Raw genomic sequence first — 17112 nt, forward strand, 5'->3', positions numbered from 1 at the left:
ACTGATATTAACGCTGCCAATGTAATTTTTTGCCAAAGCCAAGGGTGTTGTCCACCATTTTGATCTCATTCAGGTTCAATTGCCAAATAGGCGATTTTGCTGTTATCGCTATAGGAAAGCGGTGGCAGTAACTTGCTTTGGCAACTGTTTCATCCCTACCTGTCAATGGGACGACTTCACCACGAAACTGAATGCCTCTGATCTGGGAAACATTGTGAGTTTGTCCGGCAATAGTACCTGCAACTACGGCGTTTTCCTGCATCATTTTACCGTGGCGGGTATCAGGTTCAGTCATAAACCAAAGTGTCATTTTATCGACATCAAAGGCATAGAAACAATTTGCGCACCATAGATCCTGATTTGAAGAAGTACAAATTGTGAAGACATGTTGCTCGGCAAGGTACTGGCAGATTATTAAGATATCTTTATTCAATTCCATCTAATTCCATACTGTTATATTTGCTCATCTCAATCAGAACACATAGCTGGATCAATGTCCAGATGTGTTCTGATAGTTATACAGTAGTATAAGATTTAATCTGTTTTAACTATAAGTTATTTATAAATTTCAGCAACACCATGCAGTTTATTGTCTCCAGTAGCAGAAATAATGCGGAAATAAGATGCTCCAGCTTTGTCAGCTTTTTTGGATAACTCTTCTGTCAGGTTATCCAGTGTTTCTGCTCCCGTCACAGAAACAATACCAATCTTCTCTCCTGTAGCATTTCTTACTTCAGTTGCCGCAAAAGAACCAAACGAAACAGCACATAGTGTTAAAACAGCGGCAATAAATTTTGCATTTCTCATTTTCAGATCCTCTGTCTACTTTTCAATATAAAGGGTGTCTCTCTGTGACTTAGATCAAGTTATACGCTTCTTCAAAAAATGATAATTAGCAACTCTTGCTATAGTTTTTCAGTTATTTTGAATAAAAAATTCTGTCACTTACTGTTAATAAACATGTAATTTAATATAATTCATCATGTTATGATGTTCAAAAAACCATAATACAGTCTATAGCCTCATAATGATTTAATCCCATACAGTATTTATATATTTGTAACTATTTAAAATTACTAATGAATATTAACAAATCTGATTGGTATCTTTACTTGATAAAAACCCAGAATGGTTCTTTATATACCGGAATTACTACAGATATTTCCCGTCGTCTGATACAACACAGTACCGGAAAAGGGGCGAAGGCTTTGAGGGGAAAAGGTTCATTGACTCTGGTCTATCACAGTTTAGTACGAGATAAGAGCACAGCATTAAAGCTGGAATACCGAGTGAAGCAACTAAACAAACAGCAAAAAGAGAGGCTGGTTACAACCCAGCCTGTCTGTATAGAAATCTATTTGTCAGAGACTTCATTAGAATAGACATCGTTGCCAGAGTATCTCCAGCATTTCTTCAGCGTGTATTTACTATTTCTGTATTTACGTCTTGTAGTTACACATAATCAAAATGACTGGGATATGTGACTAAACCATGACAATCATCCAGCGAGACATCAGCCAGTGTGTAAACCTGAAAGAATTCCTCACTATCAAGCCATTGACAATGTAATTGGTACTCTTTAGCAAGCCTGAAACCAAAACGGTGATAATATTCAGGTTTACCAAGCACGACTACTGCGCCATAACCAAACTCATTCAGGCTATCCAATCCTTCATACACTAACTTCTCACCAATGCCCTGACGACGATACGGTTCAGACACTACCAATGGCGCCAATCCAACCCAATTATGATCCTGACCATTGATGTCAACAGGTGTGAAACCAACATAGCCAATCACGTGACCTTCATCGTCAGTCGCAACAACACCCAGCGTCAACAAGCCATCTTCTCTTAATCTATGAACTAACTCAGCTTCTGCCGAGGTCTCAAAGGATTCTCGCAGCAAGCGATCAATACCCGTGGCATCAACCGGAATTTCGACCCTGATTAACATGACGATAACGCGCGATCGTGCTGATCTGCGCCCTCTTTTTGTTCCACTTTGATAAATTCAGCTAACGATAATAAACCAAAACGGAAAGTGGATTTAACCTAACACAAGTCAGATCCCTTTTCGTGAAAAGGAACATGTTATTTTACCTAAATACTGTGATATTTCCTGATACTATCTCAAGAATTGATAATAAAATTCTATCACTGAGATCCAGTAAATCAGCACCAGTGACATTTGCACGGAACCTGTCCCAAATCAATATATTTTCATTATCAGTCTAAAGATAATTCTTGATTATTGTTATTAATTCTTTCGCTGCAGTTTCCTAAAACTCTTCAGTCCCCGCAGCTCACCATTACGCAACATCCCAACCAAAATCCCCAGGATCATGTACACAACACCAAGGAACAGGATCATTGCAATATCCCCCAACATACTTTGTAAAGGCATGTTCATTTGGTTTATTCCTGCGATAATTTTGGTTGCCCATGTGGATGGCAAAGCTGATGAAATCGCTCTTACCCAATCAGGCATCGCCTGAACCGGCCAGATAGTCCCCGAAATATAGAAAACAGGAGTAGTGATAAACGCCAATGTCAGATAAATCATTTCCACACTGCGCAAACACTCTGTTACCAGTTTACCTAACCCCAATACTGCCAGCAGGAATGGGAAAGTCATCAGCAACAATTGATAAATTGGTGCATCCTGCCGATATCCCAATACCCATGGCCACAGGACAAAAAAGATAACAGACAAAAACAGCCAAATAGGCAACAGCGCAGACAAAGCACCCAGATAGACAGGGAGTGGAGGCTTACCGTTAGGAGTGCTACGTATAGCAATACTCACACGTACACAAGCAATCAACAAGGAGTGCTGCAAAAGCATCACCAGTAGTCCGGGAAAAACAATTGCGGCATAACTGATCCCCGGATTAAATAATCCAATGGTTTCTCCTTTAATCGGTTGTAGCAGTACTTTCACCTGTTCCGTACTGAAACCCGATTTCAGCAGTAACTGGGTATTGTATTCAGATAATAATTGTTGATACGCCAACGCCAAATCCTGCTGAATCTGCCCATTGGCAAGGCGGTTCGTCGCGTCACCATAAACCGGTACTGTCACATTTTTTCCGCCTAAAAGACGTTTTTCAAAATCCGGCGGCACAATGATAATGGCGAAGATTTTCCGTCGTAACATGTCATTACGGGCGTTAGCAAGACTAGCGTAGCTTTTGGTTTCAACTTTCGCCGTCGCATCAACGTGGCGGATCAGCGCACGGCTCATATGGCTGTTGTCCTGATCAATAATCGCGATGGGTAGATCCCATAATGTAGGGTGGACATAAACCAGACTCATCACACACAGAGAAACAATCAGCATTAACCACAAGGGTTTTTCCAGCATTCCCAACAATACATTGTGGAAAGTTTGCCAATACATCTTCCAGTTATTCATTTATCTGCTTCCTCTGCATCATATAACTTCCCCTGGCTGGTTAAGCCGTTTCCACAAGCGATTGCGGATCAACAAGGCACAAACCAAAGGATAAATCATCAATAGCATGCAAATATGCAGGATGATTTTTAATGACACTTCCCGCAGAAAGATATCGAACATGGCATTTAAAGCATGGGTTAATGGCTCCAGATTCGAAATAACTCTTGCCGGCCATACCATTGATAATTCAGGCACCACCATGCCAGAAAATGACATCGCAATACTAACCAGCATTCCGATTAGCGAATAAGCCGTCAATGCACTACTGGTGAAAGTAAACAATAATAAGCCGATACTTTGAGCCGCAATCACATAGAAAAATCCAACAACCGGCATATATATCGGGTTACCTGCAACTTTGGCATCAGAGAATGCAACCAATGCTGCAATTTCTATCATCAACAACAGGGTAAAAATTAAGGTATAAGGCGCAAGTTTTCCTAATAAAGCCGGTACAAAAGATTTTGCGCTTAAGAGCTGCTTTCCCCTTGCCATCGTATAAATAGTACAGGTCACGACGAAAAGCTGTAATAAATGGATGGTTGCAGCAAATTGCTGGAAATAGATATAACTGCCACTGGCATTGAACAGGCTGTCATAAGACATCGTCGCCTTAGCAAGTGGTGGAAGCTGACGACCAATTTCAGACGCAATGATCTCACGATATTTAGCATTTGTTTCTACCATCAATCCGCTGAAGTCCTGAATCGAATAACGCCCTGAACCATAAAACAAGGCATTATAATAGATGCTCACTGTTGGCTGTTTACCACTCAACGCATCTTTTTCTAGATCATGGGGGATATAGAGTAAAGAGTAATCCTTTGCACTCCCCAATCTCTCTAGTGATTCCGTCAGGCCATTATCATAAGTTTTAATATCAGCGTGAGGGGCCGCATTTAAATTACGAATTAATGTGCGTGATAAAGTACTGTGATCATTATCCACTACTGAAACAGGCAGGTTTAGCAACGTTCCTTCCGAAAAATTGGCACTGATTAAGATAAACAGCAACAGAGGAAACAGCCAACTCAGCCAGTGAAAAATCGGGCTACGGACTGCAACCACCAGCTCGCGGGTAAACGCACGCTTAAAGCTATGCCATTCAGGATTATGCCATTTAAGACTATTCCATTTAAGACCATGCCACACAGCTTTTCTGTTCATCAAGCTGCCACCTTACTTATCCCAGTGCCATAATGCACTCATTCCCGGACGCAGCCCATCAACAGGTTGTAGTGGGTATAAACGCACTTCAAATGTTTTCAGATCAAAGTCCCCTGTCGCACGAGTTGCCCGTTTTGTCGCGTAATCCCCCATTGGAGCGATATAACGTACTTCTGCCTCAACATCTTTGTTATCCAAAGCCGGTACACGCAATGTCACTTTGTCACCTTTACGGATTTTAGCCAGAATATCTTCGCGCAAGTTATAGACAAAGTAAGCTTCAGGCATACGTACTAATGTTGCCAATGGGCTACTGGCATTGAAAAGTTGCCCGACCTCCGCCGGAAGTGGTCCAACTTCACCATCAACGGGAGCTTTTACCTGTAGATCATTACTCTGAATTTTTAACTCCTGTAATTTTTCTTCGGCTTCATTCAATGCTGCCTGATATTGTTGCCGTAATTCTATACGATCACCATTTTTTCCTGCATCCAGCTCCGCTTTTGCTGACAGCATTTTCTGGTAAGCAATATCACGCGCGTTTCGTGCGTTATCCAATTCACTCGCAGATGAATAACCTTTGACTGAAATATTACTGAGTCGCTCAAATTCACGTTGAGCGTTTTTATATCCAAATTCAGCCTGTAAGTATGCCGCTTCCAGACTGCGAATATTTTCTTCTCGTGTACCATGCAAAGATAAATTGAGTTTTGCTTTGGCCTGATCACGAGCGGCTTGAGCTGCGGCAACTTTTGCAGTCAGTTCAGGGCCATCAAGGCTTACCAATAGTTGCCCGGCTTTTATATCGTCTCCTCTCCTAACGTGAAGCGCAACCACTCGTCCAGAGGCTTTAGATGCAATGATGACCTCGGGTGCTTCAACCTCTCCCTGCAACAATAAGTCCTGATGATGTGAGCGAAAAAGCACGGCCATTGCGGTCAGAAAGATAATCAGCAATATCGTGAAAAGTGTTCTTTTCTTCATTATGTTTTGTAAGCTCCAAGCATACTACCAGATCAAAACTCGTCAGAGATTAACGAATTAGTTTAGCTATACCGACCTAATGTGACACTATCTTCATAAATTCTTTTTAGAAATTAGTGCGCCTGATCATTGACAAAAATGAAATGCTTTATGCAGCTACCTATCACATTATATACCCAATCAATTTCAAGTGGCAGTAAGACGGGAAATTAACATATTCCATCAATTCGACTTGTTCTCTGATTATTTTTATTTCTTAAAATAAATTCATCAATTAATATTTAATTATAAATTAAAAAGAGAGTTCTTTCTGAATCTACATTGCAGAATATTCGCCAATAGAAAATTAAAGATTAATAAAATTAAAATACAAATAAAAACTAATAATAATTTGCAACAAATATTTGGCTGTCAAAAATTCCCTTATATTTAAGGCTATTTTTATCCTTCCTCAGATAATCTCTGGACATATAAGATATAAAAATTTCAACATAATGTTTTTATTTGAAAAAATTTTAAAAACCATGTTTTAATCTCATAAAAAATACGTATAAATCACCTATTATTTTTTATTTAAAATGCCTGATATAGAAAGTAATGTTGACCACTAAATAATTTTATGCTGGAATAAAAACCACATGCATAAGATATGTCAAATCAATAATCCTTGTGTTAACAAATTAACAATTTTTTTGTTAACCAATTTATGATGTCTCAAATAAGGCAATACCGTTTTGCCCCTCTTTTATTTCATCATCACCTGACGCTGTTACTATTACAGGTTTATTTTTATGCACAAAAAATTTGATAAGTCCCGGACACAAAATCAGCAACGCTTGCTGAAACGAGTAGCCTGGGTGAATATTATCGTCCAATTTTCGTTCCCGCTCGCTGGCACATTTACTCCTATTATCGCCGCCGCCTAAACGCATACGATGTCTCAACATTCCCCTCTGGCAATACCAACTGAGCCTTATATTCTGAAGCCGGGAGAAACGATCCATACAATAGCTAAACGTTACGGTTTCACCATTAATCAACTTAAGGAAATAAATAAATTCCGTACTTTCAGCAAACCGTTTCCAGTACTTGAGATTGGTGATGAAATTGATGTCCCTAAATCGCGCCCTAATAAATATTTACCATTCAATTACTTTCCATCAGAACCATTTTCCGGAACCAATGATACAGAACGCAAGCTGGCTAATGCGGCTACCCGCGTTGGTGAGATACTGACACTCAATTTGGCCTGCGCCGCATTGATAAACGCAACACCATCAATATCGGTATCGGACAACGTCAATTTTTTGATAACTGGATGCCGGGATGCAATGCTTTTCTGGATCACGATCTTACCGGAGATAATACCCGGCTTGGCCTCGGTACAGAGTACGCCCACGATTATCTGAGATTAGGCATGAACGGCTATTTTCGCTTAACTAACTGGAAAGATTCGCGTTTGCTGAAAGATTACGATGAACGCCCTGCCAATGGTTTTATGTGAGAGCACAAGGCTATATCCCCGCTTTGCCACAACTTGGCGGTAAGTTGGTATATGAACAATATTTTGGCGATGAAGTTGGGTTAATCAATAAAGATCACCGCCAAAAGACCCCCGCAGCCTTTACTGCCGGAATTAATTATACGCCTATTCCATTGCTGACTTTCGATATTGACCGCAAACAAGAGATATCCGGCAATGGCAATACTCAATGGGACGTTGGAAGCTTGCTTGCCAACGGAGGTAAAATCAAAGTGCTTGTTGTTCAGGCACAGAATGGTCTCCACATTACTGGGAATACCAAAACGATTGATACCAGTATGGGTCAAGAGCAAGGTAACCATACCTATGGTGGCACTGAAAGCGGAAAAGTCAAAGGGATAGCTGATAACCTGGAAATCACTATCAATACAGGAAAAGTAAAAAAAGGCGAAACAATTACCCTGAATATTAAAGCATTCAATCACGGACAGCCTGTAAAAAATGTCCCTATAGAAATGAAAGCAACCAATGCACTAAACCGTCAGGAATTTCCTCAAACAGTTACTGCGCTGATAGACAGTGAATCAGGTCACTACCAAGGAGTAACGGGAGATCAGGGTAGTTTGTCGCTCCCCATCACCGACCCAAATGGACTCGGCGTAAAAACGACCTTGCAAATAAAAGCATATGGCGTCTCAAACCCGAAAACTGAAGATGTCATTTTTACTGTCGTGACCAGCCCTGATTCTAAGTACGCAAATTTTTGGGGACATATGGCTAAAACGGTGACAAATACAAACGGAGCCGTTTTTGACCGATCTCTGTTACAAGCTGAGTTAGCAGATATGGATATGAAAGGAATGACTACGTATCTTGAAAATGGTGAGATTTGGCCATGTCGCGTCTATAAAGGCGCTGTATAGTATTGCAAAAAAATGCATAAAAAATTATCGACAGTAGAAGATTTAGCCAGCCTGTACCGCACACATCAACAAAATGCGATGCATGAGCTGTACGGCTGGCCACAATTCCGTTCTTATCGTTCTTCAACACCCGGAATAGATGAACACGGGAAAAATGTTCATTTCGCCGTGAATATAGATGATGGCGCAGTTCATGTTATTAACGAGATAGTCACCGATTACGTTATCTGCACTGAATAACCCTATTCCTATTTATTTCGACAAAAATCCTTAAAAAATCCGCCCTTGCCGAAGAGGGTGGATAATCCTCTCAAGATCCGGAAATACATTAATCTTCAACGTACTATTGACGGCGTTAAATTCAAGCTTTGATAATAACTGCATAAATTAATTTATCGTTATCAAACATGTCGTGAAAAAATATGTATGAATTTAACCTCGTTTTACTACTGCTCCAGCAGATGTGTATCTATCTGGTGATTGCCTGGCTACTGAGTAAAACACCTCTGTTCATTCCTTTATTGCAAGTGAGTGTTCGCTTACCTCATAAGCTCATGTGTTATGTCATTTTCTCCATCTTCTGCATAATGGGAACATATTTTGGCCTGCATGTTAATGATTCTATTGCTAATACCCGTGCCATTGGTGCTGTATTAGGGGGGTTCCTTGGCGGGCCAACAGTCGGGGCGATGGTAGGATTCACCGGAGGATTACATCGCTATTCCCTTGGTGGAATGACCGCATTCAGTTGTATGGTATCCACCATTATAGAAGGCGTTATTGGCGGCCTTGTACACAGTTATTTAATGAAGCAGGGCAAGATCAATAAGTTACTTAATCTATGGACTGCGGCGATTGTGACATTCTTTGCCGAATGTGCTCAGATGGGGATTATTCTGCTGTTTACTAACCCTTTCAGTGAAGCATTTAATTTAGTGAAAAATATCGCCGCTCCTATGATTATCGCTAACAGTATCGGAGCAGCTATGTTTATCCGCATATTGCTGGACAGACGAGCCATATTCGAAAAATATACCAGTGCTTTTTCTGCCCAGGCCCTGAAAATCGCGGTATGTACCGAAGGGATATTACTTAAGGGATTTAATGAAGCTAACAGCATGCGTGTAGCAAAAGTTATCTATCAGGAACTGGAAATCGGGGCCGTCGCAATTACTGATCGGGAAAAACTACTGGCATTTATTGGTATTGGTTCTGACCATCACTTACCGGGAACACCTATTGCTTCCGAGCAATCACATCGTGCGATAGCAAATAATGAAGTCGTCTACGCTGATGGTAACGAAATCCCCTATTGCTGTTCTCTTAGTCCCATTTGCAAATTGGGTTCAGCACTGGTTATTCCTCTGCGGGGAGAAAATCAGCAAGTAATCGGTACGATAAAATTATATGAAGCCAAAAATCGTTTATTCAGTTCGATCAATCGAACATTAGGCGAAGGAATTGCCAGCTTGCTTTCTGCCCAAATCCTTGCGGGACAATATGAACGAAATAAGCAGTCTCTATTACAATCAGAAGTGAAACTACTTCACGCGCAAGTGAATCCTCACTTTTTATTTAATGCCCTGAATACACTACAGGCAGTGATCCGACGCGATAGCCAGCAAGCGGGCCAGCTTGTGCAGTACCTTTCGACATTCTTTCGCAAGAATCTGAAGCGACCAGAAGAAATTGCCACACTACAAAATGAAGTAGAGCATGTGAATGCTTACTTACAAATTGAAAAAGCGCGATTTTGTGAACATCTCCAGATAACCATAGATATACCGGAGTCTCTACGTTATGCCAAATTGCCTGCATTTTCCCTGCAACCTATGGTCGAAAATGCAATTAAACATGGCACATCACAGTTACTGGATACCGGAAGAATTACGATTAGAGCCCACCAGCAAACCAATCTGCTATTGGTAGAAATTGAAGATAATGCGGGGCTTTATTGCCCGAAAAAAATGGGGAATGGACTTGGAATGAGTTTAGTAGATAAGCGCTTGCGGCTTCGCTATGGTGAACATTATGGTGTGCGTGTTGATTACCAACCAGAAGAATTTACCCGTGTCATTTTATGTTTGCCATTGGAAAAAGAGGCTGATAAGGCGGCGTAGTTATGCATGTACTAATTGTTGATGATGAGCCACTGGCTCGTGAGAATTTACGTTGCCTGTTAGAAGAGGAAACAGATATTCAGATCATCGGTGAATGTGCCAATGCAGTAGAAGCAATTGGCACCATTCATCGTCTGAAACCGGACGTGGTTTTCCTTGATATTCAAATGCCTCGCATCACCGGGCTTGAAATGGTAGGTATGCTCGACCCTGAGCATCGCCCTTATATCGTTTTTCTTACTGCTTTTGATGAATATGCAATACAGGCGTTTGAAGAGCATGCATTTGATTATCTGCTAAAACCACTGGAAAAAGAGCGACTGAGCAAGACATTACAACGACTGCGTTCGGGTTATCAAAAACAGAGTCTGACAGACTTACAACCCGAAAATGAGCAACTGAAATATATTCCCTGCATAGGACACAGCCGGATATGGCTGATGCAACTGGATGATGTGTTGTATATCACCTCACGTTTGAGTGGGGTATATGTGATGAGTGCCAACGGACAGGAAGGTTTTACTGAATTGACCTTGCGCACTCTGGAAATCCGTACTCCCCTGACCCGTTGCCATCGACAGTATCTGGTCAATATGACGCATTTGCGGGAGATTGTTTTTGGGGAGAATCGTCAGGCGGAATTGGTATTGAGCAATGATGAACGAATTCCTGTCAGCCGCCGTTACTTAAAGCCTCTCAAAGAAGAATTGGGGTTAAGTTAATCATTTTTGCAGAGATAATGTCTGTACTCTCTACTATTAATCCAGAATAAAATAAGAAAATGTATAGCCGCTATTGCTCTCGACGAGTTATTTTTAGAAAAAGCAACACAATTAATTGAACACCCTAATTCTGCCCGATTTGGTAAAATGAAAATATTGAAAACATAAAAGCCCTTTCTCTTTATAGGGGAAAGGGCTTAATTCAATTTGATATTTCAGCGTGTTATTGCTAACACGAGACAACAATCAACAGGGTATTACACGTTACCATTGCTTTGTTGCTGACGGCGACGTTGTCCACCACCGTTGAAATCGTCGTTATTGCGACCACGGAAAGAACCGCGCTCACCGCCACCACGGCGTTCATTGTTAAAACGACGACCACCGCTATTGCCAAAACCGTCACGATCACGGCGTGAGCCATTACCACCATTACCGTTACGACCACCACCACGACGCTCACGACGTTCAAATGGCTGTGCATCCCCCATCAACTGTATGTTCATTGGCTTATTCAGGATACGGGTACGGGTAAAGTGAGACAATAACTCTCCCGGCATCCCTTTTGGCAGCTCAATTGTGGAGTGCGTTGCGAACAGTTTGATATTGCCGATGTAGCGGCTGCTGATATCACCTTCGTTAGCGATAGCACCAACAATATGGCGTACTTCAACACCATCATCGCGACCCACTTCAATACGGTACAGTTCCATATCACCAACATCACGGCGTTCTCGGCGAGGACGATCACCTCTGTCACCTCTATCACCTCTGTCACGCTCACCAAAGCCATTACCATTACCATTACCATTACGGCGACGGTCATCATGTTCATTAAATTCACGGCGAGGACGACGAACTGGATCTGGTGGCAGGATCAGTGGACGCTCACCTTGTGCCATTTTCAGCAGTGCCGCAGCCAATGTTTCTATATCCAACTCGTCGCTGATACTCAATTTAGACAGCAGAGCACGATATTGATCCAGATCGCTGCTTTCCAACTGCTGCTGAACGTTAGCAGCGAATTTTTCCAGACGACGCTGGCTCAGAAGTTCAGCATTCGGCAGCTCTACTTCCGGGATTGTCAGCTTCATGGTGCGTTCAATGTTACGCAGCAGACGGCGTTCACGATTTTCAACAAACAATAGCGCACGACCAGCACGACCAGCACGACCTGTACGGCCGATACGGTGTACATATGACTCAGCATCCATCGGAATGTCATAGTTAACAACCAGACTGATGCGGTCAACATCCAAACCACGGGCAGCAACATCTGTTGCGATCAGAATGTCCAGACGGCCATCTTTCAAACGCTCCAGAGTCTGTTCACGCAGAGCCTGATTCATATCGCCATTCAGTGCCGCAGAATTATAACCGTTACGCTCAAGCGTTTCTGCCACTTCCAGAGTCGCATTCTTGGTACGGACGAAAATAATCGCCGCATCAAAATCTTCTGTTTCAAGGAAACGTACCAGTGCTTCATTCTTACGCATACCGTAAACAGACCAGTAACTTTGGCTGATATCCGGACGGTTGGTTACGCTGGTCTGAATGCGAACTTCTTGTGGCTCGTTCATGAAACGACGAGTGATACGACGAATCGCTTCAGGCATAGTCGCTGAGAACAATGCAGTCTGATGTTCTGCCGGGATCTGGCTCATGATGTTTTCAACATCTTCAATAAAGCCCATACGCAGCATTTCGTCAGCTTCGTCCAGTACCAGACCTTTCAGGTTGGACAGATCCAACGTGCCACGCTTCAGGTGATCCAACAGACGACCCGGTGTTCCCACTACAACTTGTGGCCCCTGGCGCAAAGCACGCAATTGAACGTCATAACGCTGTCCACCATAGAGCGCGACAACATTCACGTTACGCATATGTTTGGAAAAATCTGAACATGCTTCAGCAACCTGTACCGCCAGTTCACGGGTCGGTGCTAACACAAGGATCTGTGGAGCTCTAAGCTCAGCATCAATATTATGCAGTAAAGGCAAGCTGAATGCCGCAGTTTTACCACTACCAGTCTGCGCCATACCCAGCACGTCACGGCCATTTAACAGGTGAGGAATACATTGCTGTTGAATTGGTGAGGGCTTCTCATAGCCCATGTCTTGCAGTGCAGAAAGAATAGGTGCTGATAATCCTAAATCAGCAAAAGAGATTTCAGTCTCAGTGGTCATGTAATGGTGCCTCATTGATCGTGGCGGCCAGTCTACATAACACAGTGAAAAGAATTTCTGTCATTTTCATTTAAAATGTGAACTGGCTCAAATTATGTTATTAAACGAACAAATAAGCCCCCACCTCTCAAGATGTGGACTTAAAAATCTGTCGTGAAAATGTTCGTCAGCTATTGTTGGTTCGATTCTGATACTGATAGGTCATCTTGTCTTTGGCCTAGCAGCGCCAATTCCAACAATGCATAGCGGTGCTCAACAAAGTTATGAACATTGTTAGCTACCGTCAGCTTGAATAACGCAACTGCGCTATCCTCATCCCCCAGACTTAGGTAATGCTTACCTAAATAGAAGTCAGTTTCACTGAGATGCTCAGCGAGCGAAGTGTTATCTGTCGAATCCTGTTTCAGGCGTTCCATCAGTATTTTCTCACTGATCTTACCCAAATAAAATTCAACAATATTCCAGCCCCATAGCCCCCGGTTCGTTTTGTCAAAACGGTGCGACAAATTAGTCATTGCAACCTTAGGATCGATTTTCTCTTCCACAAGGTACAACCACAACGAACGGAAGGGATCATTTGGATCGTCTTGATAAAACGCCTGCAGATCATCCTGCGCTAAACGATAGCGGCCACCGTAATACAGTGCAATTCCGCGATTCATCCGCGCGTAGTTGTAAGTTGGATCAAGCTCTAAAACAGAATCAAACGCTTCATAGGCAGCATCAAAATTGCCTGCCTGCGTAAAATAAATCCCCAGATAATTAAAAATTTCAGGGATATCTGGACGGATAGACAAAGCCACTGAAAAATCATTCTGTGCCAATGCTCTCAGCCCGAGGCTATCATACAGCACACCTCTTTCATATAAAAGCTGTGCATACTCATCTTCCTTAAGAGAGCGGCTCGCAAGTATTTGTTCCATGCGTGCCAAAATAACCTCTTGTTGCAATGTTGGTTGAAGTGGAATAGCAAAAACTTCATTTTTACGCCATTCAGTGCTGCCACATCCTATAAGGAGAAAAATAGCTGCAACGTAATACCAGCGCAGAAAAGAATTCATTTCCCACTCCCGAAGTCAGACATTAATCAGAATGCCCTGTTACTCCACCCACGGTTGTTCCACCCACATTGTATATTTCAGGCATCCTGCCCGAAATTATCTGCCCCCCTGTATCTTTCAAATTGCCCTCTGTTGGCGACAATTCGAAATTTATTGGGGATAAACGGCGCCCTTTTTACAGGACACCGCTCTCTACGTCAAATTTATTCTACTGATGATTCCGGTGATTGTGATGCTTCATCGGTAGTATTCAGCATAGTATTAACTGCTGCTTCTTTCATACTCAGACGGATACGACCCTGACGGTCAATTTCCAGCACCTTGACAGGAACTTCCTGACCAATCTGTAAATAGTCAGTTACTTTCTCTACACGCTTGTCTGCGATCTGAGAAATGTGTACCAATCCTTCTTTACCACCGCCAATTGCAACAAATGCGCCAAAGTCAACAATACGGGTAACTTTACCAGTATAAATACGGCCAACTTCGACTTCAGCAGTAATCTCTTCAATACGGCTGATAGCATGACGAGCTTTTTCACCATCAGTCGCTGCGATCTTCACAGTACCGTCATCTTCGATTTCAATAGTTGTGCCTGTTTCTTCAGTCAGAGCACGGATCACGGAACCACCTTTACCGATCACATCTTTGATCTTATCTGGGTTGATCTTGATGGTGTGAATACGTGGCGCAAATTCAGAAATGTCATTACGTGGGCTCTGGATTGCCTGCTCCATCACATTCAGGATATGTAAACGAGCACCTTTGGCCTGATTCAAAGCAATTTGCATGATTTCACGGGTGATACCTTCAATTTTGATGTCCATCTGCAATGCGCTGATACCATCACGGCTACCCGCAACTTTAAAGTCCATATCACCCAGATGATCTTCATCACCCAGAATGTCAGAAAGAACCACAAAGTTATCGCCTTCTTTCACCAGCCCCATGGCGATACCTGCAACTGCTGCCTTAATCGGTACACCTGCATCCATCAGTGCCAATGAAGCACCACAGACGGAAGCCATAGAAGAAGAACCATTGGATTCCGTAATTTCAGAAACCACACGAACCGTATACGGGAACTCGTTGATGCTAGGCATTACCGCCAGAACACCACGCTTCGCCAAACGACCGTGACCAATTTCACGACGTTTTGGCGAACCAACCATACCCGTTTCACCAACAGAGTATGGAGGGAAGTTGTAATGGAACAGGAAGCGATCTGTGTACTCTCCCATCAGCTCGTCGATCACCTGGGCATCACGTTCAGTACCCAGTGTTGCTGTAACCAGTGCCTGAGTTTCACCACGGGTAAACAGAGATGAACCGTGAGTACGTGGCAATACGCCAGTACGAACGTCCAGTGCACGAACCATATCTTTTTCACGACCATCAATGCGAGGCTCACCACGCAGTACGCGGCCACGAACGACATTTTTCTCCAGAACAGACAACACTTCAAGCACTTCTGTCTCTTCCAGCTCAACGCTATTTTCTGCTGCTTCTGCCAGAATGATTGCAGAAACTTCTTCTTTGATAGTATCAACCTGAGCGTAACGCTCCTGTTTTTCAGTAATGCGGTAAGCATTGCCCAGACGGCTTTCTGCCAACTCAGCAACGCGATCATGCAGAGATTGGTTGACAGGCTCTGGTGCCCAATCCCACTTCTCTTTACCCGCTTCAGCAGCCAGTGCATTGATGTTATCAATCACAATCTGCTGTTGTTCATGGCCGAACACCACCGCACCCAGCATCTGTTCTTCTGTCAGCAGCTCCGCTTCGGATTCAACCATTAGTACAGCGCCTTCAGTACCTGCAACAACCAAATCCAGACGGCTGTTTTTCAGCTCATTGCTGGTTGGGTTCAGTACATACTGATCATTGATATAACCAACACGTGCTGCGCCAATTGGGCCGTTGAATGGAATGCCAGACAATGCCAATGCCGCAGAAGAGCCGATCATAGCAACGATATCCGGATGAACCTGTGGGTTTACAGAAACAACAGTTGCAATGATTTGAACTTCGTTCAGGAAACCTTCTGGAAAAAGTGGGCGCAGTGGACGGTCGATAAGACGAGCAACAAGGGTTTCACCTTCACCCGGACGGCCTTCACGACGGAAAAAACTGCCAGGAATACGGCCAGCAGCATATGTACGTTCTTGATAGTTAACAGTCAGTGGAAAGAAATCCTGACCTGGTTTTACTTTTTTCTGACCAACAACGGTAACAAATACCGCAGTGTCATCCATATTTACCATAACAGCCGCTGTCGCCTGACGAGCCATCATGCCTGTTTCGATGGTCACAGTGTGCTGACCATACTGGAATTTACGAACAATCGGATTCAGCAAAATAATATTCCTTCGTTAGTGTTGCTGCCTTTTAAATATCAGCAACAATGGATATTCTCTTCATTGCTACACCCTCACGACTAATGACAGTGCTTAATCCCCTTTGTTTTCCAAGTAACAGCTCTGTTAGCCGCTCTATAACTTGGAATCTACCGGGTATATCCTTTTCAGTACTCTCATTAGCCGCGCGAGTCACTGTAGCTGAAGAGATTCAAATATTTCAGAAACGGAATTTAAGTTTCTTAAATTCCACTTTCTAGAAGAAAAGGGGCCCGATAGGCCCCTTTCCACTGAAACTCATTGATTAGCGGCGCAGTCCCAGACGCTCAATCAGCGCGGTGTAGCGTGCCAGATCTTTACGCTTCAGGTAGTTCAGCTGGTTACGGCGCTGTGCAACCATACGCAACAGACCACGACGGCTGTGGTGATCTTTTTTGTGCTCTGCAAAGTGACCTTGCAGATGGTTGATTTGTGCAGTCAGCAGGGCAATCTGAACTTCGCTAGAACCACTGTCGTTAGCGCCACGGCCAAACTCAGCAATAATCTGCGCTTTTGCTTCAGTACTTAGAGACATAGTATAACTCCAAATAATTGATTACGAATGACGAGTGCCGATCTCTAATTCAGCTACTCATATACAGGCGCATCAT

General features: G+C 42.9%; 14 protein-coding genes and 1 pseudogene. 4 read left to right on the top strand and 11 right to left on the bottom strand.

The features are described 5' to 3' along the window. Positions 1–7 precede the first annotated feature (7 nt). Positions 8–439 carry a YhbP family protein gene (locus HGO23_RS17625; protein WP_099134309.1) on the bottom strand — a complete coding sequence of 144 codons (432 nt, stop codon included), beginning with the start codon at positions 437–439 and terminating at the stop codon, positions 8–10. 116 nt (positions 440–555) lie between these two features. Beyond that, entirely contained in the window at positions 556–807 is a 252-nt protein-coding gene (gene bhsA, locus HGO23_RS17630) for a multiple stress resistance protein BhsA (protein WP_099134308.1), read from the bottom strand. A gap of 278 nt (positions 808–1085) precedes the next feature. Here bhsA and HGO23_RS17635 point away from each other — a divergent pair, with 278 nt between their 5' ends. Further along, a complete protein-coding gene (locus HGO23_RS17635; RefSeq protein ID WP_280529548.1) occupies positions 1086–1382 on the top strand; it encodes a GIY-YIG nuclease family protein in 297 nt (98 codons plus the stop codon). 70 nt (positions 1383–1452) lie between these two features. On the opposite strand, the gene HGO23_RS17640 is transcribed toward HGO23_RS17635, so the two are convergent. From HGO23_RS17640 to HGO23_RS19820, 5 genes are all read right to left on the bottom strand, one after another. After that, positions 1453–1956 (bottom strand): GNAT family N-acetyltransferase, encoded by a 504-nt coding sequence (locus tag HGO23_RS17640; protein WP_209027389.1) that lies wholly within the window; start codon positions 1954–1956, stop codon positions 1453–1455. A 303-nt stretch (positions 1957–2259) separates the two neighbouring features. After that, complete coding sequence (locus tag HGO23_RS17645) at positions 2260–3417, bottom strand: ABC transporter permease (protein WP_209027390.1); 1158 nt, start codon at positions 3415–3417, stop codon at positions 2260–2262. An 18-nt stretch (positions 3418–3435) separates the two neighbouring features. Then, positions 3436–4626: an ABC transporter permease gene (locus HGO23_RS17650; protein WP_209027391.1), complete on the bottom strand. Its 1191-nt coding sequence runs from the start codon at positions 4624–4626 to the stop codon at positions 3436–3438. 12 nt (positions 4627–4638) lie between these two features. Continuing rightward, positions 4639–5610, bottom strand: a complete 972-nt coding sequence (locus HGO23_RS17655) for an HlyD family secretion protein (RefSeq protein WP_209027392.1) — start codon at positions 5608–5610, stop codon at positions 4639–4641. Positions 5611–6314: 704 nt separating this feature from the next. Continuing rightward, positions 6315–6542, bottom strand: coding sequence for a hypothetical protein (locus HGO23_RS19820; RefSeq protein WP_244589829.1), 228 nt, complete (start codon positions 6540–6542; stop codon positions 6315–6317). 356 nt (positions 6543–6898) lie between these two features. On the opposite strand from HGO23_RS19820, the pseudogene HGO23_RS17660 reads away from it, so the two are divergent. The 3 genes and pseudogenes from HGO23_RS17660 (at position 6899) to btsR (ending at position 10858) form a co-directional block, all read left to right on the top strand. After that, positions 6899–8256: pseudogene (locus tag HGO23_RS17660) on the top strand (inverse autotransporter beta domain-containing protein). Between the two features lie 182 nt (positions 8257–8438). Further along, a complete protein-coding gene (locus HGO23_RS17665) occupies positions 8439–10136 on the top strand; it encodes a sensor histidine kinase (RefSeq protein ID WP_099134302.1) in 1698 nt (565 codons plus the stop codon). Positions 10137–10138: 2 nt separating this feature from the next. Continuing rightward, entirely contained in the window at positions 10139–10858 is a 720-nt protein-coding gene (gene btsR / locus HGO23_RS17670) for a two-component system response regulator BtsR (protein ID WP_209027393.1), read from the top strand. Between the two features lie 257 nt (positions 10859–11115). On the opposite strand, the gene HGO23_RS17675 is transcribed toward btsR, so the two are convergent. The 4 genes from HGO23_RS17675 to rpsO all read right to left on the bottom strand — a co-directional run bounded on the left by HGO23_RS17675 (position 11116) and on the right by rpsO (position 17036). After that, entirely contained in the window at positions 11116–13044 is a 1929-nt protein-coding gene (locus HGO23_RS17675; RefSeq protein WP_209027394.1) for a DEAD/DEAH family ATP-dependent RNA helicase, read from the bottom strand. 170 nt (positions 13045–13214) lie between these two features. Beyond that, positions 13215–14105 carry a lipoprotein NlpI gene (gene nlpI, locus HGO23_RS17680; protein ID WP_209027395.1) on the bottom strand — a complete coding sequence of 297 codons (891 nt, stop codon included), beginning with the start codon at positions 14103–14105 and terminating at the stop codon, positions 13215–13217. A 203-nt stretch (positions 14106–14308) separates the two neighbouring features. Beyond that, entirely contained in the window at positions 14309–16462 is a 2154-nt protein-coding gene (gene pnp / locus HGO23_RS17685; protein ID WP_099134298.1) for a polyribonucleotide nucleotidyltransferase, read from the bottom strand. A gap of 304 nt (positions 16463–16766) precedes the next feature. Continuing rightward, entirely contained in the window at positions 16767–17036 is a 270-nt protein-coding gene (gene rpsO, locus HGO23_RS17690; protein WP_038261508.1) for a 30S ribosomal protein S15, read from the bottom strand. Between the last annotated feature and the right edge of the window lie 76 nt (positions 17037–17112).

This window comes from Xenorhabdus budapestensis (genome assembly GCF_017743015.1).
Classification (GTDB): Bacteria; Pseudomonadota; Gammaproteobacteria; order Enterobacterales; family Enterobacteriaceae; genus Xenorhabdus; species Xenorhabdus budapestensis.